This window comes from Mycolicibacterium arseniciresistens, from assembly GCF_030519285.1.
Lineage (GTDB): Bacteria > Actinomycetota > Actinomycetes > Mycobacteriales > Mycobacteriaceae > Mycobacterium > Mycobacterium arseniciresistens.
Map to the genome: position 1 here is coordinate 1 of NZ_JAUMSQ010000084.1, position 20410 is coordinate 20410.

A 20410-nucleotide genomic window follows, 5' to 3' on the forward strand; every position below is an offset into this window, starting at 1 on the left:
CCTCTGGGAGTCTGCCGCGCTCCCCGGTCCGGAGACCGTGTCGCGGCGACCTGAGATAAGTTACGTGAGTGGAAACACGGAGTCAAATCCCCAGGTAGGGGCCGGTTTCGAGGTGCGCCGGCTCGCGGCACAGTCGTACTACCGTGCCAGTTCATCCAACGCGCTGCACCCCGGCGATATTCCGCTTACCTCGCCGCAGTACCAACCAACGGCCGTGCAGGTAATCGTTGGGGGAAGGCGCCCACTCGTCACTGTCGATCCGCACGTTGTTGACGTAGACGCCGCCCTCACCCACGGTGCGGCGCGCCGCTCCCTTGCTCGGCGACAGGCCGGCGGCCACCAGGAGGTCGGTGATCGTTTCCGGGCCGCCCGGGGCGAGTTCGGCCACCGAGGCCTCCCGGAGGGCGGCCCCCAGCGTCGGCTCGTCGAGGTCGCCGAGTTCGGCGCGGCCGAACAGCGCGCGGCTGGCCAGTTCGACCGCTTCGGTGGCCGCCCGGCCATGGACCAGTGTCGTCAACTCGCTGGCCAGCTGTTTCTGCGCGCTGCGTTCGTGCGGACGTTCCTCGGTCGCGGCGGCCAGTTCGGCGATCTCCTCGGGCGACAGGAACGTGAACCACCGCAGGTAGCGCACCACATCTGCATCGGTGGTGTTGATGAAGTACTGATACCACGCATACGGCGAGGTCAGCTCCGGGTCCAGCCAGAGGTTGCCGCCGCCGGTCGACTTCCCGAACTTCTTGCCCTCGGAGTCCGTCACCAGCGGGGTGGTCAGCGCATGCACCGTCGCATTCAGCTTCTGCCGGACCAGCCGCACGCCGGCCACGATGTTGCCCCACTGGTCGGAGCCGCCGATCTGCAGTGAGCAGCCGTGCCGTTGGTGCAGCTCCACGTAGTCGTTGGCCTGCAGCAGCATGTAGCTGAACTCGGTGTAGGAGATGCCTTCACCTTCCAGCCTGCGCCGCACCGTGTCGCGGTCGAGCATCACGTTGACCGAGAAGTACTTGCCCACGTCACGCAGGAACTCGATGGCGGACAGTGGCCCCGTCCAGTCCAGGTTGTTCTCGACGATCGCGCCGCTGGCCGAGTCGTCGAATTCGACGAACCGCTCGAGCTGACCACGGATGCGCACCGACCACTCGGCGACGGTGTCGGCGGTGTTCATGGTGCGCTCACCGGTGTCGCGCGGATCACCGATCATCCCGGTGGCGCCGCCGGCCAGCACGATGGGCCGGTGCCCGGCTTGCTGGAACCGGCGCAGCGTCAGCAGCGGGATCAGGTGCCCGGCGTGCAGGCTCGGCGCGGTCGGGTCGAAGCCGGAGTACACAGTCACCGGACCGGCCGCCAGCTCGGCGGCCAATGCGTCGATGTCGGTGGACTGCGCGACCAGACCGCGCGATGCGAGCTCGTCGAGGATGCCGTTGGTGGTCACGGTGTCGATCTTCCCGTACTAGTCGCTGCCTCCCGGAACGGGTGCACGCGGACTTCGCCGGTAGGCCGACACCTCGGGCCTGCCCGCCAGCCAGAACCGCCAGGGCCGGTCGGCCGCCTTGCTGACGCCGACCCGCGGCCCCGCCATGCCGGCACACTCGTCGCCGAGGATCAGCCGGATCGGGCCGGACGGGTCGAACAGGTCGATCCCGTTGTCCGACATCGTGATTCCCAAGGCGGAGCACAGATTCCCTGGGCCACGCGCCAACGCCGCCGGCTTCACCGCGGGCCCCCGCCGGAGAGCGGCGACCTCGACGCCCGATTCGATGGTCGCCGCCCGCAGCAGCACCGCGGCGGCCACCTCGTCCCCGGCGCAGACCACGTTGGCGCACACGTGGATGCCGTGGCTGCGATAGGCGTAGAGCCGGCCGGGTGGCCCGAACATGACCGCGTTACGGAGGCCGGGACCGCGGTAGGAATGCGCCGAGGCATCCGGCCACGGCCCACCGGCAGGCCCGCCGTACGCCTCCACCTCGACGATCAGCGCGGTGACGTCACGCCCGATCAGCGTCGCGCCGAGCAGGCGCCGCGCCGCGGTGACCGGGTCGACCGCGAGCATGTGGGCGGTGGGCGAATCTCGGGCCATCGCCTGCATCCTACGAAGTTCTTGACACGGCACCGCGCCGCGGCGCACTATTCATCACATGATGAGTTCATCGCGTGATGAATTTTCCGCGACAGGCGCCGGCGCCGCGGTGGTGATCGAAGGCCTCCGGGTGATCCGCGGCGACCGTGCGGCGGTCGACGACCTCAGCGTCTCCATCGCCGGCGGCACGATCACCGGCCTCCTCGGCCCGTCGGGGTGCGGGAAGACGACGCTGATGCGCAGCATCGTAGGAACGCAGATCGTTGCGGGCGGCACGGTGACCGTGCTGGGCCACCCCGCAGGTTCGGCGCCCCTGCGCCGCCGGGTCGGATACGTCACCCAGTCCGCGACCATCTACGACGACCTGCGGGTGCTCGACAACGTCCGCTACTTCGGTGCGCTGTACGGCGCCGACGCCGACGACGCCGACAGTGCGATCGCCGCCGTTGGACTGGAGGAGCACCGATTAGCGCTGTGCGGCAACTTGTCCGGCGGTCAGCGCACCCGGGTGTCGCTCGCGGCGGCACTGGTGTGTCACCCGGATCTGCTGGTTCTCGACGAACCGACGGTGGGCCTGGACCCCGTGCTTCGCGTCGAGCTGTGGCAGCAGTTCCACGCGCTGGCGAAGGCAGGCACCACCCTGTTGGTGTCCAGCCACGTCATGGACGAGGCCGACCACTGCGACGACCTGTTGCTGATGCGCGACGGCCGCCTGCTCGCCCACACCACTCCGGCACGACTACGGGAGGACACCGGATGCACGTCACTGGAGGAAGCGTTTCTGTCCGTCATCCGGCGCAGCACCGAACGAAGGGCCGAAGCCGGATAGGCGGTCAGGCGTATCTCGCCACCACCACCCGAATCCTGCGGCAACTGTCCGCCGACCACCGCAGCGTGGCGATGATCCTCGTGGTTCCGAGCCTGGTCATCACGCTGATGTACTTCATGTTCCAGAACGCGCCGCACCCGCCGGGAAGCCCGTCGCCGTTCAACAACGCCTGCCTGATCATGCTCGGCGTCTTCCCCCTGGTACTGATGTTCCTGATCACCTCCATCACGATGCAGCGCGAGCGGGTGTCGGGGACGCTTGAGCGCATCCTCACCACTCCCCTGCGCCGACTCGATCTGCTCGCCGCCTACGGCACCGCCTTCTCGGTCGCCGCTGCGGCCCAGGCGGTGCTCGCCTGCATGGTGTCGTTCTGGTTGCTCGGCTTCGACACCGCGGGCAGCCCGCTGCTGGTGTTCGCGATCGCGATCGTCAACGCAGTGCTCGGTGTCGGGCTCGGCCTGCTGTGCAGCGCGTTCGCGCGCACCGAGTTCCAGGCCGTCCAGTTCATGCCCGTGGTGATCGTGCCTCAACTGCTGCTGTGCGGGATCATCGTGCCCCGCGCCCTGCTGCCGGAATGGCTGCAGTGGGTCAGCAACGTGCTGCCGGCCAGCTACGCCCTCGAAGCGCTCCGCGAGGTAGGCGCCCACCCCGACCTCACGGCCACCGCCGCGCGCGACATCGCCGTGGTGATCGGCTTCGCCGTCGTCGCGATGTGCCTCGCCGCGGCGACCCTGCGGCGAAAGACACCGTGACGGCTGCCGACCGCGGGCCCGACCGCAAACGGCCCGGCCGGCCGGCCGGGCCGTCGGACACCCGCGACCGGATTCTGAACAGCGCGCGGGAACTGTTCGCCCGCAACGGCATCAACAACACCTCCATCCGCTCGATCGCGGCAGGAGCCGGTGTCGACCCGGCACTGGTGCACCACTACTTCGGCAACAAGAAGCAGTTGTTCGCGGCCGCCATCCGGGCGCCGATCGACCCGATGGACATCATCACCCCGCTGCGTGAGGTCCCGGTCGACCAGATCGGCCATCTGTTGCCCAGACTCCTGTTGCCGCTGTGGGATTCGGAAGCCGGAAAGGGGTTCATCGCGACGCTGCGGTCGCTGCTCGCCGGTTCCGAGGTGACCTTGTTGCGCTCGTTCCTTCAGGAGGTGATTGCCGTCGAGATCGGCCCCCGGGTCGACGACCCGCCGGGCAGCGGACGCATCCGCATCCAGTTCGTGGCGTCGCAGTTGGTCGGGGTGATGATGGCCCGCTACATCCTCGAACTCGAACCGTTCAGCTCGTTGCCCGTCGAACAGATCGCCGAGACCATCGGCCCGAACCTGCAGCGGTATCTGACCGGCGACCTGCCCGGACTGGGTCAGGCCTGAGCCCGGTCGAGCAGACGCTGGTGCTCTGCGTCGTCGGTGATGTCGGCCGCCTCGTCCACCAGCAACACCGGGATGCCGTCTTCGATGCGGTAGGCGCGCCTCAACCGCGGGTTGTAGAGAAGCTCCTGATCAATCAGGAGCAGCGGTCCGCGATCCTGCGGACACACCAGGATGCCGAGCAACTTTTCGTCGACCATGCCGTCCATCAGTTGTAGGGGTTGATGTCCCACCCGTCGGTGAACTGGTTGCGGTCGTCATCGCCTCTCGGCGGTTGCCACGTCGGCGCCTTGTTCGTCGGCCCGCTGCCGGGCTGGGTCGCAGCGCCGTTCTGCGCCATCAGTTTGCGCTGGTAGGACAGCGTCTGTTGCAGCGCCGCCACCAGCGGCGCCTGATTCGGTCGGTCGTTCAACGCGTTCTGGATCGCCAACTTGTTGGCGTTGGAAGGCATGAAGCCCCGAGCCCGGAGCGTCATCACGTCATCGACAAGCTTGGACAGTTGTCCTCCCCCGTCACCGAGCGCGTACTCGTTGTGGATGATCGCCAGCGCCTGGTCGGCGGTCATCGTCACTTCCGACTTCTTGCAGGCCTCACCGGTGCACTTCTTCGGCCCCTCGGCCGCGACCGTCGGGTCGGCGGGCTGCGCCGACGCGGTCTGCGCCGCGACGCCGGTGAGCAGGCCGGCGGCCAGCGCGCCACTGGCGATCCCGCCGATCACGATGCGCCTGACAGCGCTGCTGGTCAGCGTATTCATCGATCCTCCAGTACGCCTGGCGTGGCGACGATCTGCCGCCATCGGGAGCCTAACAGTGTGGTGGGCGTGGGGCACGGTGCGATACGTGAGGTCATTGCTGCGCCCGGGGTTCGTCCTGTGGAGCACTCACCTCGCCTGACGCCTCCTGCCCTCCGGTCAACTCGGCACGCACGGCCACTGTCAGCCGCTTGTAACTGTTGGTGTCGGGATCGAGGTACCAGGCGTTACGGCGCGACGGTTTCGGGACGCCTGCGGCGCGCAACTTGCTGACCATCGGCCGGTACGTCGCACTCAGCGTCACGTCTGCGACGACGTGGACGACGTCGGGCGGATTGCCCACCGGCAGGTTCAGCAGCGCGTCGGACAGGTCGGCCGTCGGGACACTGCCTCCGGGCTGCAGCGCCAGGGCAGTGACCGCCAGCAGCTGGCCGCCGGCCTCGACACCGTAGGTCACCGCCAGATCCACCGCGCCGAGCCGGGCGGCCGCCTGATTGGTCGTCGCGGCGAACACCGGCCCGCGGGCGGTGTGGATGATCGCGCTGCGGTTGTCGACGAGCCAGAAGTCGCCGTCGTCGTCGCGGCGGAACAGGTACTCGGTGGACACCCAGGTGTCGGCCGGTGCGAACACGCCGCGCTTGACCGACGCGGTCGGATCAACCGGGCCGCGCGGGTGTGCCAACAGCACCCCCACCTCGTTGGGCCGGGCCCGTCGCACGAAGCCACGCTCGTCCTCGAGGATGAGGTCGTCCTCGGGGTCGTAGGCGGCGAGTTCGACCTGGCCGCCGCCGGGCAGCGGCCGTCCGCTGCTGCCCAGCTTGGCGCCCGAGACGTTGGCCAGCACGGCTTGACCGTCGGTGGTGGCGAAGAACTCGACGACACGGGCAGGGTCGAACACCTCCACCACCCGCCGCCACACGCCCGCAGGCATGCCGGAGCCGATGAACAGCCGCACCGGGTGGCTGCCGTGCAGGGAGAACGACGGATCGTCGATGACCTCGCGGAGCATCGCCCAGGTGTAGGACACCACCGTCACGCCGTACTGGCGGATCTCCTGGACGAACCGGTCGGGCCGCAGGCCGCGCGACAGCGCGATCCGCGAACCGCCGACCACGGCGCCGCCGAGGCTGACCAGCAGGCCCGACTGGTGGTGCAGCGGCGTCAGGCAGTACACCGTGTCGCCGCGTCCCAGGTTCGCCGCCGACGCCGTGCCGAACGCCGACAGCGCCCAGCGGTAGTTGGTGATCTGCCGGGCGATGAGCGCTCCGCCGACGGTGCTGAATCCGACGAACGCGAGGTCGCGTGCCAGTGCGGGGTTCGGCCGGTACCACCCGGGCAGCTCGACCACATCCGGGTCGATCTGCTCCATGTCGACGACGTCGACCTCGTCGGCCAGTTCCAGGTCGCGGGACTCGCCGCCGCCCAGCACGAGCACGCGCAGCGAGAGCCGCCGCGCAGCGTCGAGATGGGTGGGATCGGTGATCACGTCGGAGACGGCCCCGAGCCGGGCAGCCATCCCGAGGTCGACGTCGGGCGGCATCAGCACCGCGACCGCGCCCAGCCGCGACAGGGCGGCGATGGCCACCAGCGCGCTCGGCCGGGTCTCCATCAGCACGCCGACGTGCGTGCCCTGGCGGACACCCACCGCGATCAGGCCCCGCACGACGTTGTCGACGCGACGGTCGACCGCCTCGTAGGTGTGCACGCGACCGTCGAAGAGCAGGAACTCACCGTTGGGCGCACCCCGCGCCTGCTCGGACATGATGCGGCCGAGCGAGATCCGGGTGTGATCGTTGATCTGGCCGAGCCGGGCCAGCCTCGGCAGCGTGCGGACGGTCTCGACCGCCAGCGTCCGCGCCGACTTGTTCGCGGTGACCACGGCGCCGGCGGCCGAACGAGCCAGGTCGAACGCCATCTCGGTGGCCGCCGTCGCGGTGTGCGTCACCCGCGAGGTCAGCGAGACACCGCTCTCGGCGTGTTCGGCGGGTTGCAGCGCCATCGGCGCGACCAGGTCGGGCATCTCGCCGTCACCGTCGAGCCACTTCACCCAGGCCGCGACGGTCGGCCAGGTCTGCGTCGCCGCCTTCGAGCCCACGACGAGACCGAAATGACCTGTCCTGATGTCGTATTCGTATACATCGGCCTGTGGGGCGGCTCGCTTGATGCCCCGCACCGACGCCGGTTGGCCGATGTCGTCGACCTCCCCGACCACGGCGAGCACGGGGCAGTCGATGTCCGACAGCGTCACCAGGTCGCCGCGGATGGAGAAGCCGCCGCTCATCATCCGGTTGTGCGCGATGAACTGCTTGAGCAGTTCGGCGATCGCCGGGCCGGACCAGGCGATCCAGCCCTCGGATGCCAGGAACCGACGCTGCTGTTCGCGCGAGAGCAGCGCCTCGCGGTCGTGGAGCTGGCGCAGGAAATCCAGCCTCGACTGCGCCGTCTTGACCGGGTCGAGCATCTGGAAACCGGTGCGCGCCAACCATCCCGGGATGTCGATGCGGCTGAACACGTGGTCGGCCATGAAGTCGGCCGCCGCGGGCGCGAGGCTGGCGGGCAGGTTCATGGGTAACGCGGCCAGCGTGTCGACGGGTGCGCCGAACGCCACGATGCTGGCCAGGTCCTTGGACCGGCGGTACGCCGCGGTCTGATAGGCGAACATCCCGCCCTGCGAGTAGCCGGCGAGGTGGACGTCGCGCCCGCTGATCTCCTTGACGACGTCGATGGCCTCCGACAGTGCGACGACGTGATCGGCGAGGTTGCGCTGCATGCCGCCCTCGACCTTGTCCGGCGAGCCGAAGTCGATGACCCAAGGATCGATGCCGGCCTTGTGCAGGATGCCGACGGCGCCCTCGTCGCGCGTGACGTCCCACATGTCGGCCGACATCATCATCGGGTGCACCATCAGCACCGGCGCTCCTGGCGGTGTGGCGCCGGGCCGGACATCGGGCGGGAAGTAGCGCCGCAGCCGGTACATCGGCACGCTCTGCACGATCTGGAACGGCGATGGGACGGCGCCGGTCTCGAGGCCGCCGTAACGGAGGACCTCGAGGCCGTTCTGTGCGGTGGCCACCAGACGCCCAATCGGTCTGGTGAACGCCGAGAGGTCAACCACCGCACACTCCCCTTTTTCGCTGCCGATACGCGGCCCGCCCCCGAGTCGCCGACCGCAGTGCCCGTCATCATGGCACAGCGCACCCCTATCATCGGCGGCTGATGGCAAACCTGATCAACGTCGAACGAGCGACCGTCGCCCACGGCACGCGCACCCTGCTGGACGCCGTGAGCCTGGGCGTCGACGAGGGCGACGCGATCGGTGTCGTGGGACGCAATGGCGACGGCAAGACGACCCTGCTGGGCATCCTGACCGGCGTTTCCGGGCCCGACTCCGGCCGCGTCACCCACACGTCGGGGCTGTCCGTCGGGTATCTGCGCCAGGGCGACGACTTCGCCGCAGGCGCGACCATCCGCGAGGTGATCGTCGACGGTAGGCCGGATCACATCTGGGCGGCCGAACCGGACACCCGCGCGGTGGTCGAACACCTCCTCGCCGACGTCGACCTCGACGCCCCGGTGGGCCGGCTGTCGGGCGGCGAGCGCCGGCGGGTGGCGCTGGCGGCGGTGCTGATCGCCGGGCACGACGTGCTCGTGCTCGACGAGCCCACCAACCACCTCGACGTCGAGGTGATCGGCTGGCTCGCCGGTCACCTCACCTCCCGGAACGCGAAGGCGCTGGTGGTGGTCAGCCACGACCGCTGGTTCCTCGACGCCGTCTGCACCAGGACCTGGGAGGTGCACGACGGAGCCGTCGACGCCTACGAAGGCGGATACGCCGCGTATGTGCTCGCCCGGGCCGAGCGCATGCGGATCGCGGCGGGCACGGAGTCGCGCAGGCGCAACCTGATGCGCAAGGAACTGGCGTGGCTGCGGCGCGGACCGCCCGCCAGGACCTCGAAGCCGAAATTCCGTATCCAGGCCGCCAACGACCTGATCGCCAACGAGCCCGAACCGCGGGATTCGCTGTCGCTGCAGCGCTTCGCCATCGCACGACTGGGCAAGGACGTGTTCGATCTGCACCGCGTCGACCTCGTGCTCGGCGAGCGGGAGATCCTCAGCAAGCTCGACTGGTCGATCGGCCCCGGCGCCCGCATCGGCCTGGTCGGCGTCAACGGCACCGGAAAGTCCTCGGTGCTCAAGCTGCTGGTCGGCGAGCTGGACCCGACGGCGGGCACCGTCAAGCGCGGGAAGACACTGAAGATCGGCTACCTCAGTCAGGCGCTGGTCGAACTCGACGGCACCCAGCGCGTCCTCGACGCAGTGGAGAAGGCCCGTCGCATCACCGAACTTGCCGGTGGACGCGAGGTGAGTACGTCGACGCTTCTGGAGGACTTCGGTTTCACCGGCGACAAGCTGACCACTCGACTGGCCGACCTCTCCGGTGGGGAGCGGCGGCGCTTCCAGTTCCTGCGCCTGCTGCTCGACGAACCCAACGTGCTGCTCCTCGACGAGCCCACGAACGACCTCGACATCGACACGCTGACGGTGATCGAGGACTACCTCGACGGTTGGCCCGGCACCCTGATCGTCGTCACGCACGACCGCTACTTCCTCGAGCGGGTGGCTGACGTGACCTACGCGTTGCCCGGTGGCGGCCGGTGCGTGATGCTCCCCGGCGGGATCGAGCAGTACCTTGCCGAACGCGCCTCGGCGCCCGCGACCGTGACCCGCGCCGAGCCGGCCAAGGGCGAGACGGCCGCGGCCCGGGAACGCCGCACTGGAAAAGAGTTGGCACGCATCGAGAATCAGCTCGGCAAGCTCGACGAACGGATCGCCGCGCTGCACGAGAAGATGGCCGACGCGGCCGCCGACCACGTGCGGGTCGGGGAACTCAACGGAGAATTGAACGACCTGCAGACGCGCAAGGACGAGCTCGAAGAGGCGTGGCTGGCGGCGGCCGAGGACTAGTCGGCGACGTCGGTAGAGTCGTCGCCATGGCCGAACTGCCCGACTTCACCGGACTGATCTCACGGGAACAGGGCCTGTGCGTGTTCAGCACGCTGCGGCGGGACGGCAGCATCCAGTCCTCGGTCGTGAACGCCGGAGTGCTGGCCCACCCCGTCACCGGTACGCAGGTCGTCGGGCTCGTCGCCGTCGGCGGTTCGCTCAAGCTCCGCAATCTGCGCGCCGACCCGAGGGCCACCGTCGTCGCCCGCGCCGGGTGGCAGTGGGCGAGCGTCGAGGGGCGTGCCGAGCTCATCGGACCCGACGATCCGCACGCGGACATCGACGGCCAGGGCCTCACGACGCTCTTGCGCGAGGTGTTCACCGCCGCGGGCGGAGACCACGACGACTGGGACACCTACGACCGCGTGATGGCCGAGGAACGACGGACCGCGGTGCTCATCGCCCCACAGCGCGTGTACACCAATCCCGGCGCGTGACGGCTACCGCCGCAAGGCGATCCGCAGCCGGTCGGCGGTGTCGCGCACGACGTTGAGCTGCTTGGCGACCTGGACGGGCGCCGTCCCGCCGCGGGAGTCCCTGGAGTTCACCGAACCCTCGATCGTCAGCACGTCGCGGACGTCCGCGGTGAGTTCGGGGTGGATGCCGTTCAACTCGGCGTCCTCGAGTTCCTCGAGACCGACACCGCGAGCCTCGGCGGCCCGCACGGCGACACCGGCAGCCTCGTGCGCCACCCGGAACGGCACGCCGCGCCGGACCAGCCACTCGGCGACGTCGGTGGCCAGCGTGTACCCCAGCGGCGCCAGCTCGGCCATCCGGTCGACGTCGAAGCGCAGCGTCGAGACCAGCCCGGCCATCGCAGGCAGCAGCAGTTCGAGTTGGGCCACCGAGTCGATGACCGGCTCCTTGTCCTCCTGCAGGTCGCGGTTGTACGCCAGCGGCTGCGCCTTCAGAGTCGCCAGCAGACCGGTCAGGTTGCCGATCAGCCGCCCGGACTTGCCGCGGGCCAGCTCGGCGATGTCCGGGTTCTTCTTCTGCGGCATGATCGAGCTGCCCGTCGACCAGGCGTCGTGCAGCGTGGCGTAGCCGAATTCGGTGGTGCTCCACAGGATCAGGTCCTCGGCGAGCCGGGACAGGTCGACCCCGATCATCGCGAGCACGAAGGCCGCCTCGGCGGCGAAGTCGCGGGCGGCGGTGGCGTCCACGGAGTTGTCCGCCGCGGCGGCGAAGCCCAGTTCCGCGGCGATGGCGTCGGGGTCGAGGCCGAGCGACGAGCCGGCCAGCGCCCCGGACCCGTACGGCGACACCGCGGCTCGCCGGTCGGCGTCGATCAGCCGATCCACGTCGCGCAGCAGCGGGTGGGCGTGAGCGAGCAGGTGGTGGGCCAGCAGGATCGGCTGCGCCGACTGCAGATGGGTCTTGCCCGGCAGGATGGCGGTCGGATGGGCGGCGGCCTGCGTGGCCAGCGCGCCGACCACCTCGAGTGCGCCGTCGGCGACGCGGCGGATCGCGTCGCGCAGCCACATCCGGAACAGGGTGGCCACCTGGTCGTTGCGTGATCGGCCGGCGCGCAGTCGCCCGCCCAGGTCGGCGCCGACCCGGTCGATCAGTCCGCGCTCCAGTGCGCCGTGCACGTCCTCGTCGGTGACCAGCGGGCCGAAGCTGCCGTCGGCCACGTCGTCGGCCAGGCTGTCGAGCCCCACGAGCAGCCCGTCGCGCTGCTCCTCGGTCAGCAGACCTGCCGAGAAAAGCACCCGCACATGGGCTTTGGATGCGGTGACGTCATAAGGCGCCAGCACCCAGTCGAAATGCGTCGACTTGCTCAGCGCGGCCAGCGCATCGGCGGGCCCGTCGGCGAACCGGCCGCCCCACAGCGATCCCTCGTTGGTGGCGCCCCGGTCTTCGGGCGTCATTTGATGCCCAAGTCCCGGCGGGCAGAGATGCTCGACGACAGTCCGTGCACGTGCACGAAGCCCTTGGCCGACGACTGGTCGAACGTGTCGCCCTCGTCGTAGGTGGCGAGGTTGAAGTCGTACAGCGACTCCGCGCTGCGGCGGCCGTTGACGGCGATGTGCCCGCCGTGCAGCACCATCCGGATCTCGCCGGTGACGTGCTGCTGAGTATGGCCGACGAAAGACTCGAGCGCGGTCTTCAGCGGCGAGAACCACAGCCCGTCGTACACCAGCTCACTCCACTTGCGGTCGGTGGTGCGCTTGAACCGGCCGAGTTCGCGCTCCAGCGTGACGTGTTCGAGTTCGGTGTGCGCGGTGATCAGGACCATCGCGCCGGGCGCCTCGTAGATCTCGCGGCTCTTGATGCCGACCAGCCGGTCCTCCACGACGTCGAGACGTCCGACGCCCTGCGCGCCGGCCCGCCGGTTGAGCTCCTCGATCGCCTGCAGCACCGACACCGGCCGACCGTCGATGGAGACCGGCACCCCCTTGTCGAACCCGACGATGACCTCGTCGGGACTGCTCCAGTTGATCGTCGGGTCCTCGGTGTAGTCGTAGACGTCCTTGGTCGGGGCGTTCCACAGGTGCTCGAGGAAGCCGGTCTCCACCGCGCGACCCCACACGTTCTGGTCGATCGAGAACGGCGACCGCTTGCTCACGTTGATCGGGATCGCGTTCTCCTCTGCGAAGGCGATGGCCTTCTCCCGCGTCCACGCGTAGTCGCGGACCGGCGCGAGCACCTCGAGATCCGGTGCCAGCGAGGCGAATCCGACCTCGAAGCGGACCTGGTCGTTGCCCTTTCCGGTGCAGCCGTGGGCGACGATGCCGCCGCCGTGTTCCCGCGCCGCCTCGACGAGGTGTTTGACGATCAGCGGCCGGCTGAGCGCCGACACCAGCGGGTAGCGGTCCATGTAGAGGGCGTTGGACTGGATCGCCGGCAGGCAGTACTGCTCGGCGAACTCGTCGCGGGCGTCGACGACGACGGCCTCGACGGCGCCGCAGTCCAGTGCCCGCTGGCGCACCACGGACATGTCCTCACCGCCCTGACCGAGGTCGATGGCGACCGCCACCACCTCGCGGCCGGTCTCCTTGCCGATCCAGCTGATCGCCACGGACGTGTCAAGACCGCCGGAGTACGCCAGGATGACGCGTTCGGACATGGGTGTGTGCTCCTCTTATCGCAGGTTCTCGATGGTGGTGGCCAGCTCGGCGCCCGTCATGGGTTCGCGGGCCACCAACAGGATGGTGTCGTCGCCGGCGACGGTGCCGACGACGTAGGGCAGTGCCGCACGGTCCAGCGCGGCCGCGAGGTAGTGCGCCGCGCCAGGCGGCGTACGCAGCACCGCCAGGTTGCCGCTGGCGTCGGTCGACACCAGCAGGTCGCCGAGCAGGCGGGTGACCCGTTCGGTGCCGCCGGATACGCCGCGCACCGGGCTGCCGTCCTCGGGCACCACATAGACGCCGACGCCGCCGTCGGCGCCGCGCAGCTTGACCGCGCCGAGCTCCTCCAGGTCCCGCGACAGCGTGGCCTGGGTGACGTCGATGCCCTCGTCGGCCAGCATCGCCGCCAGCTCACCCTGGCTGCGCACCGAATTCGACGACAGGATCGTCACGATCCTGGCCTGACGGCCTGCCCTGGTCGCGGCCGAGGTCACGGCACCCTCATCGCGACTTCTCCAGCAGCCACACCAGCAGCGCCTTCTGGGCGTGCAACCGGTTCTCGGCCTCGTCCCACACCGCGCTGTGCGGCCCGTCGATCACCTCGTCGGTGATCTCGTGTCCACGGTGGGCGGGCAGGCAGTGCAGCACCACGGCGTCGGCGTCCGCACGGTCGACCAGCGCCTCGTTGATCTGGAACGGCCGGAACGGCCGCACCCGGTCGAGGCCGTCGTTCTCCTGACCCATCGACGTCCACGTGTCGGTGACCAGCACGTCGGCGCCGTCGGCGGCCGCGTGTGGGTCGGCCGTGACGGTGACCGTCGCACCGGTCTGCTCGGCCCGCTCCCTGGCGGCCGCGGTGAACATCGGGTGCGGCTCGAATCCCACCGGCGCGGCGATGGTGACGTGCATGCCCGCCGTCACGCCGCCCAGCATCAACGAGTGGGCCATGTTGTTGGCGCCGTCACCGAAGTAGGACATCCGCAGTCCCGGAAGGGATCCGCGGCGCTCGGCGAGGGTCTGCAGGTCGGCGAGCACCTGGCAGGGATGGAACTCGTCGGACAGCGCATTGACCACCGGCACGTCGGCGCCCGCGGCCATCGCGGTCAGGCGCTCCTGGGCGAAGGTGCGCCAGACGATGGCATCGACGTAGCGCGACAACACCTTTCCGGTGTCTTCGAGGGTCTCCTCACGGCCCAGCTGGGTGCTTCGCCCGTCGACGACCACGGCGTGACCGCCGAGCTGGGCGACGCCGACCTCGAACGAGAACCGGGTCCTGGTCGAGTTCTTGTCGAAGATCACCGCCACGCCGCGCGGACCCTCGAGCGGGCGCCGCGACATCGGGTCCTTCTTGAGCTCGGCGGCCAGGGTCAGCACCTCGGCCTGCTCCTCGGGGGTCAGGTCGTCGTCGCGCAGGAAGTGCCGGGTCATCTCGTCGCCTCCGCACCCGTGTCGAGGACCGCCGGAAGAAGGGTCAGGAACTGTTCGATCTGCGCGTCGGTGATGACCAGCGGCGGCGCGAGCCGGATCACGTCGGGCGCGGCGGCGTTGACCAGGAAACCGGCGTCGCGGGCGGCGGATTCGACCGCCTTGCCCGCGGGCGCGGTGAGCGCGATACCGCACAGCAGTCCGCGGCCGCGGACGTGGTCGACGAGCGGGTGATTCAGCGACCCGATGCCGTCGTGCAGTGTCTTGCCGAGCTGGCCGGCACGTTCGACGAGGTGTTCGTCGGCGAGAGCCTTCAGCACGGCCAGCGCCGCGGCGGTGCACACCGGGTTGCCGCCGAAGGTGCTGCCGTGCAGGCCGGGGGTGAGCAGGTCGCCGGCCGCCCCGACCGCCAGGCAGGCGCCGATGGGCAGCCCGCCGCCCAGTCCCTTGGCCAGGGTGACGATGTCGGGGGTGACGCCGTCGCGCTGGTGGGCGAAGAACGTCCCGGTGCGGCCCATCCCGGTCTGCACCTCGTCGAGCACCAGCAGGGCGCCGTGCCGATGGGTGAGATCGCGCGCCACGCTCAGGTACTGCGGGCCCGGGTCGACGACGCCACCCTCCCCCATGATCGGTTCGAGGAACACCGCGGCGGTGTCGTCGTCGATCGCCGCGGCGAGCTCGTCGGTGTCGCCGTAGCGGACGTGGGTCACGTCGCCCGGCAGCGGCGCGAACGGCGCCTGCTTGCTCGGCTGACCGGTCAGTGCCAGCGAGCCCATCGTCCGGCCGTGGAAGGCGCCTTGCGCAGCAACGATTTTGGTGCGTCCGGTGAGCCGCGTCATCTTGAACGCGACCTCGTTGGCCTCGGTGCCGGAGTTGCAGAAGAACACCCGCGCCGGCGCGCCGAGCAGCCGGACCAATTGCTCGGCCAAGGCGATGCCGGGTTCGGTGGCGTACAGGTTCGACGTGTGTCCGAGCGTGTCGAGCTGGCGGGTGACGGCCTCGATGACCGCGGGATGGCGGTGCCCGAGCACGTTGACCGCGATACCGCCGAGCAGATCGATGTAGGTCTTGCCGTCGGCGTCGGTGACCACTGCGCCGTCACCGCTGACGAGGGCCAGCGGCGGGGTGCCGTAGTTGTCCATCATGACCGCGGACCACCGCTCCTGCAGCGTCAATTCGCTCATGCCGGTACCACCTTCGTGCCCGTCCCCTCGTCGGTGAACAACTCGCCCAGCACGCAGTGCTCCACGCGGCCGTCGATGACGTGCGCGCTGGGAACGCCGCCGGCGACGGCGCGCAGGCAGGCCTCGATCTTGGGCACCATCCCGGCCTCCAGCCTCGGCAGCAGTTGAGTGAGTGACGCGGCGTCGATCTCGGAGACCAGCGAGTCGCGGTTCGGCCAGTCGGTGTAGAGGCCCTCGACATCGGTGAGCATCAGCAGTTTCTCGGCGTGCAGCGCCTCGGCCAGAGCCGCGGCCGCGGTGTCGGCGTTGATGTTGTGCACCACGCCGTCGACGTCGGGGGCGATGGTCGACACCACGGGGATGCGTCCGGCGCCGATCAGGTCGAGCACCGCGTCGGTGCTGACCTTGTCGACGTCGCCCACCAGGCCGATGTCGGTGTCGACACCGTCGACGAGCACGCTGCGCCGCACCGCGGTGAACAGGTGGGCGTCCTCGCCGGTGATGCCGACCGCGTAGGGACCGTGCGCGTTGATCAGCCCGACCAGTTCGCGACCCACCTGGCCGAACAGCACCATCCGCGCGATGTCGAGCACCTCGGGGGTGGTGACCCGGAAGCCGCCCTTGAAATCGCCCGGCACGCCGAGCCTCTTCAGCATGGCGCTGATCTGCGGGCCCCCGCCGTGCACCACCACCGGGTGGATGCCGCAGTTGCGCAGGAACACCATGTCCGCCGCGAACGCCGCCTTGAGCAGGTCGTCGGTCATGGCGTTGCCGCCGTACTTGACCACGACGATCTTCCCGTGCAGTCGTGTGAGCCACGGCAGCGCCTCGGCCAGGACCTTGGCCTTGACCGGGGTGCCGAGCGGGGCCGGCCGGCCGGCGACATCAGGGGACGTCATGAGCTGTAGGCCGAGTTCTCTTCGACGTAGCCGTGCGACAGGTCGGTGGTGCGCACGGTGGCCGCGCCCCCGCCGAGAGCGAGGTCGATGACCACGTCGATCTCCTCGCCGGACAGGTCGACGTCGCGGGCGCCGGGCGCCCCCGCACCGTTCACGCACGTTGGAAAGCCGTTGAACGACACGGTGATCCGATCGGGGTCGATGGTGAACGGCACCATGCCCACCGCTGCCAGCACCCGGCCCCAGTTCGGGTCCGACCCGAACAGCGCGGTCTTGACCAGGCTGTCGCGGGCGACCAGCCGCGCCGCGGTCAGCGCGTCGGCCTCGGTGGGTGCGCCGGTGACAGTGACCGACACCCGCTTGGTCACCCCCTCGGCGTCGGCCTGCAGCTGGGCGCACAGGTCGTCGCACACCCGCAGCACGGCGTCGTCGAGTTCGTCCTGGCTGGGCGCGATCTCGCTGGCTCCCGACGCGAGCAGCAGGACGGTGTCGTTGGTGGAACAGCTGCCGTCGACGTCGAGCCGGTCGAAGGTCAGGGCGGCGGCGCGGTGCAGTGCGTCGCGCAGGGCGTCCGAACCCGCCACCGCATCGGTGGTCAGCACGCACAACATGGTGGCCAGCGACGGCGCCAGCATGCCCGCGCCCTTGGCCATCCCGCCGATGGTCCACTTGTCGGGGTGGTGCAGCGCCACCTGCTTGGGCACCGTGTCGGTGGTCATGATGGCGCGCGCCGCATCTTCGCCGCCGGCCAGTCCACCCGCGAGTTCGTGCACCGCCTCGGTGATGCCGCCGAGTACCCGGTCCATCGGCAGGCGGTCACCGATCAGGCCGGTGGAGCAGACGGCGACCTCGATCGCGCCGGTCTCGGTGCCCCAGTCCGAGAGCGCCGCGGCGACGGCCTCGGCGGTGGCGTGGCTGTCCTGGAATCCCAGTGGGCCGGTGCACGCATTGGCGCCGCCGGAATTGAGCACCACCGCCCGCAACCGGCCGGTGGTGAGCACCTGGCGGGTCCACAGCACCGGCGCGGCCTTGACCTGGTTGCGGGTGAACACTCCCGCCGCCGCGTGGTCGGGGCCTTCGTTGAACACCAGCGCCAGATCCCGTGCGCCGGAGGCCTTGATGCCAGCGGCGACGCCGGTGGCGCGGAAACCGGCGGGCGCGGTGACGCCCTGGGTGCGCAGCAGCCGGGTGGTCGTGTCGTTCGTGGTTGTCGTGTCGTTCGTGGTTGTGGTGTCGTTCGTGGTCACGGCGCCACCCCCACGATCGACAGGCCCTCGGTCTCGGGCCAGCCGAGCGCGAGGTTCATCGACTGCACCGCCGCGCCTGCGGTGCCCTTGACCAGGTTGTCGATGGCGGCGATGGCGATGAAGGTGTGCGCGTCCTCGTCGACCGCGACGGCCAGTTGCGCGGCGTTGCTGCCGATCACCGACCCGGTGGTGGGCAGCCGCCCCTCGGGCAGCAGGTGCACGAACGGCTCACCGTCGTAGGCCTTCTCGTACGCCGCGCGCAGCTCGGACAGCGGCGCGTCGGTGCGCGCGGTGCACGTGGCCAGGATCCCGCGCGAGGTGGGGATCAGGACCGGGGTGAACGACACCGTGACGTCCCGCTCGGTGACGGCCCGCAGGCCCTGGGCGATCTCCGGGGTGTGCCGGTGCCTGCCGCCGACGTTGTAGGCGCGCGCAGAGCCGATCACCTCGGCGCCGAGCAGGTCGGTCTTGGCCGCCCGGCCCGCGCCCGAGGTGCCGCTGACGGCGACGACGGTGACGGCGGGCTCGACCAGATCGGCGGCGACGGCGGGCAGCAGCGCCAGCAGCGCCGCTGTCGGATAGCAGCCGGGGACGGCGATGCGCTTGGCGCCGCGCAACCGGTCACGCCCGCCGGGCAGTTCGGGCAGCCCGTAGGGCCAGCTGCCCGCATGGGCGGATCCGTAGAACCGGACCCAGTCGTCGGCGTCGGTGAGCCGGAAGTCGGCGCCGCAGTCGACGATCAGCGTGTCGTCGCCGAGTTCCTCGGCCAGGGCGGCGGAGTGACCGTGCGGGAGGCCGAGGAAGACCACGTCGTGGCCGGCGAGCACCTCGGCCGACGTCGCCTCGAGCACCCGGCCGGCGAGCGGCAGCAGATGCGGGTGGTGTTCGGCCAGGCTGGTGCCGGCGCTGGCCGCCGCGGTCAGCGCACCGATGGTGAGCCGGCCGTCGGCATAGGCCGGGTGCCCGAGGAGCAGGCGCAGGATCTCTCCGCCGGCGTACCCGCTGGCCCCGGCGACCGCCACAGAAGTCATGCACGAAAGCATGCATGGTTATGCAGTCGAATGCAAACCAATTCTGACAGGGCTACGCCATCGCCAGGGGCGGCGCAGCGGGCAGCGTACCGCTCAGACCCGCGATTGCCTCGCGGGCCGCCCGCTCACCGGATCGGACGGCGCCGTCGACGAACCCCATCATCACATCGGCCGACTCGGTGCCAGCCCAGTGGATCCGGCCGCAAGGTTCGCGCAGCGCGTGGCCGAACTCGGTCAGCACCCCGGGTGGCGCGTGACTGATCATGCCGCCGCCGGAGTAGCGCTCCACCGTCCAGTTCTGTTCGGTGTAGTCGACGGGCGCACCCGCTTTGCGCCCGAATCTCGCGGTCAGGGCCTCCAGCACCGCCGACCGCCGGTCCGCTCCGGACATCCGCGACAGCTGCCTGGCGTGCGGACCCTCGGCGACCACGCACAGCACGCCGGGCCTGCCCTCGTGCGTGCACGCGTCCAGGGTCACAGAGGCGGCGGTGCCGGGCGCCGCGGACTGACCGGTGAGACCGTCGTCGCGCCAGAAGGGCTCGTCATAGATGACGTGGGTCTTCAATACGGCGCCCGTCGGCATCCGCTGGTGCAGGAACGACCGGTCGGTGGGCAGCATCGGCTCGTAGTCGATGTGGCTGGCGATCGCCAGCGGCACCGCGACTATCACCCGCTTCGTCCGCACCGACGACCCATCGGAACGGACCGTTACACCGTCGGCGTCCTGACGGATCGAGCGGACCGGCTGCTCGAGGTGGATATCGCCGGCGACTGCGGCGGCGACGGCGCGGTAGACGGCGCCCATTCCGCCGACCGGGCGGGCGTCCTCGGCCCCGTTCTGGACACCGAGCACGAAGTCGGGACCGCCCGCGGAGGCCAACTGTGCGACGACGAACAGCATCGAGATCTCCGACGGCGCCGAGGTGTAGGTGCCGGCCAGCGCCATCCCCAGCAGTTGCCGGGCCTGGCGCATCGGCACCGTGCGGTCGAGCCACTGCGCCAACGTCGTTCGATCCCATTTGTCGGCCTTCGGCGCCGCCCACGGCGCGTGCACCGGGACGGCTCGGCACATGCGCCTCAACTCGAGGAAAGCCGCACCGAGATTGACAGACACCAACGGGTTCATGCTCCACGGAATGGTTCCGCTGTAGCGGTACTGCCTGCCGTCGACGACCATCATCGCCTCGCCGTCGACGAACTGCTTGAAGGCCGGGACGCCGAACTCGTTCATCAGTGCGTACACCCGGTCCTGGCCGGGACCGACCCAGGTGCCGCCGTGGTCGAGGTAACTACCGTCGTCGCGTTGCTCGGTCAAGGTGCGGCCACCGATCCGGTCGCGTGCCTCGAGCACCGCCACCGAGTGACCCGCCTGCGTGAGGCGAAGGGCCGCCGTCAGGCCGGCGAACCCGGCACCCACCACACAGACGTCGACATCCGGCATGGCCCGCTCCTCACCCAGATTGACGGGACGCTACGCCTGAATTACCGCAAACGTCAATAGTCCTTGACTGTGCCCTTGC

General features: G+C 70.0%; 19 protein-coding genes. 5 read left to right on the forward strand and 14 right to left on the reverse strand.

Features of this window, described 5'->3' with window-relative positions:
• Positions 1-151: 151 nt before the first annotated feature.
• Together tyrS and Q2100_RS13325 are read right to left on the reverse strand one after the other, a co-directional pair.
• Positions 152-1429: a tyrosine--tRNA ligase gene (gene tyrS / locus Q2100_RS13320; protein ID WP_302914446.1), complete on the reverse strand. Its 1278-nt coding sequence runs from the start codon at positions 1427-1429 to the stop codon at positions 152-154.
• An 18-nt stretch (positions 1430-1447) separates the two neighbouring features.
• A complete protein-coding gene (locus Q2100_RS13325) occupies positions 1448-2074 on the reverse strand; it encodes a DNA-3-methyladenine glycosylase (protein ID WP_302914447.1) in 627 nt (208 codons plus the stop codon).
• A gap of 58 nt (positions 2075-2132) precedes the next feature.
• Here Q2100_RS13325 and Q2100_RS13330 point away from each other — a divergent pair, with 58 nt between their 5' ends.
• From Q2100_RS13330 to Q2100_RS13340, 3 genes are read left to right on the forward strand one after another with little or no spacing between them, the layout of a single operon-like run.
• Complete coding sequence (locus Q2100_RS13330; protein WP_302914448.1) at positions 2133-2903, forward strand: ABC transporter ATP-binding protein; 771 nt, start codon at positions 2133-2135, stop codon at positions 2901-2903.
• A complete protein-coding gene (locus tag Q2100_RS13335) occupies positions 2831-3655 on the forward strand; it encodes an ABC transporter permease (protein ID WP_302914449.1) in 825 nt (274 codons plus the stop codon). Before Q2100_RS13330 ends, Q2100_RS13335 begins: the two co-directional genes overlap by 73 nt.
• Complete coding sequence (locus Q2100_RS13340; protein WP_302914450.1) at positions 3652-4281, forward strand: TetR/AcrR family transcriptional regulator; 630 nt, start codon at positions 3652-3654, stop codon at positions 4279-4281. The genes Q2100_RS13335 and Q2100_RS13340 overlap by 4 nt, the downstream gene beginning before the upstream one ends.
• On the opposite strand, the gene Q2100_RS13345 is transcribed toward Q2100_RS13340, so the two are convergent.
• The 3 genes from Q2100_RS13345 to Q2100_RS13355 all read right to left on the reverse strand — a co-directional run bounded on the left by Q2100_RS13345 (position 4272) and on the right by Q2100_RS13355 (position 8144).
• Positions 4272-4478, reverse strand: a complete 207-nt coding sequence (locus tag Q2100_RS13345; RefSeq protein WP_264013443.1) for a Trm112 family protein — start codon at positions 4476-4478, stop codon at positions 4272-4274. The two genes, Q2100_RS13340 and Q2100_RS13345, sit on opposite strands and share 10 nt — an antisense overlap.
• Positions 4479-4486: 8 nt before the next feature.
• On the reverse strand, positions 4487-5032 hold the full coding sequence (locus Q2100_RS13350; RefSeq protein WP_302914451.1) for a hypothetical protein: 546 nt from the start codon (positions 5030-5032) through the stop codon (positions 4487-4489).
• A 91-nt stretch (positions 5033-5123) separates the two neighbouring features.
• Positions 5124-8144 (reverse strand): acyl-CoA synthetase, encoded by a 3021-nt coding sequence (locus Q2100_RS13355; protein ID WP_302914452.1) that lies wholly within the window; start codon positions 8142-8144, stop codon positions 5124-5126.
• Between the two features lie 101 nt (positions 8145-8245).
• Between Q2100_RS13355 and Q2100_RS13360 the strand changes: the two genes are divergently transcribed.
• Entirely contained in the window at positions 8246-9994 is a 1749-nt protein-coding gene (locus Q2100_RS13360) for an ABC-F family ATP-binding cassette domain-containing protein (RefSeq protein WP_264013372.1), read from the forward strand.
• A gap of 26 nt (positions 9995-10020) precedes the next feature.
• Positions 10021-10470: a TIGR03618 family F420-dependent PPOX class oxidoreductase gene (locus Q2100_RS13365; RefSeq protein ID WP_302914453.1), complete on the forward strand. Its 450-nt coding sequence runs from the start codon at positions 10021-10023 to the stop codon at positions 10468-10470.
• A gap of 3 nt (positions 10471-10473) precedes the next feature.
• Here the strand turns inward: Q2100_RS13365 and argH are convergent, their stop codons facing one another.
• The 9 genes from argH to Q2100_RS13410 are packed head-to-tail and all read right to left on the reverse strand — an operon-like array spanning position 10474 to position 20331.
• Positions 10474-11904: an argininosuccinate lyase gene (argH, locus tag Q2100_RS13370; protein ID WP_302914454.1), complete on the reverse strand. Its 1431-nt coding sequence runs from the start codon at positions 11902-11904 to the stop codon at positions 10474-10476.
• Positions 11901-13103 (reverse strand): argininosuccinate synthase, encoded by a 1203-nt coding sequence (locus Q2100_RS13375; RefSeq protein WP_302914455.1) that lies wholly within the window; start codon positions 13101-13103, stop codon positions 11901-11903. The genes argH and Q2100_RS13375 overlap by 4 nt, the downstream gene beginning before the upstream one ends.
• Positions 13104-13118: 15 nt before the next feature.
• Positions 13119-13598, reverse strand: coding sequence for an arginine repressor (locus Q2100_RS13380; RefSeq protein WP_264013376.1), 480 nt, complete (start codon positions 13596-13598; stop codon positions 13119-13121).
• A 7-nt stretch (positions 13599-13605) separates the two neighbouring features.
• Positions 13606-14532 carry an ornithine carbamoyltransferase gene (gene argF, locus Q2100_RS13385; protein WP_302914456.1) on the reverse strand — a complete coding sequence of 309 codons (927 nt, stop codon included), beginning with the start codon at positions 14530-14532 and terminating at the stop codon, positions 13606-13608.
• Positions 14529-15704, reverse strand: coding sequence for an acetylornithine transaminase (locus Q2100_RS13390; RefSeq protein WP_302914471.1), 1176 nt, complete (start codon positions 15702-15704; stop codon positions 14529-14531). The genes argF and Q2100_RS13390 overlap by 4 nt, the downstream gene beginning before the upstream one ends.
• Before the next feature lie 5 nt (positions 15705-15709).
• A complete protein-coding gene (gene argB, locus Q2100_RS13395; RefSeq protein WP_302914457.1) occupies positions 15710-16612 on the reverse strand; it encodes an acetylglutamate kinase in 903 nt (300 codons plus the stop codon).
• Complete coding sequence (argJ, locus tag Q2100_RS13400) at positions 16609-17859, reverse strand: bifunctional glutamate N-acetyltransferase/amino-acid acetyltransferase ArgJ (RefSeq protein ID WP_302914458.1); 1251 nt, start codon at positions 17857-17859, stop codon at positions 16609-16611. Before argJ ends, argB begins: the two co-directional genes overlap by 4 nt.
• Positions 17856-18890: an N-acetyl-gamma-glutamyl-phosphate reductase gene (argC, locus tag Q2100_RS13405; protein ID WP_407667618.1), complete on the reverse strand. Its 1035-nt coding sequence runs from the start codon at positions 18888-18890 to the stop codon at positions 17856-17858. Before argC ends, argJ begins: the two co-directional genes overlap by 4 nt.
• Before the next feature lie 52 nt (positions 18891-18942).
• A complete protein-coding gene (locus Q2100_RS13410) occupies positions 18943-20331 on the reverse strand; it encodes a flavin monoamine oxidase family protein (protein WP_302914460.1) in 1389 nt (462 codons plus the stop codon).
• Positions 20332-20410 lie beyond the last annotated feature (79 nt).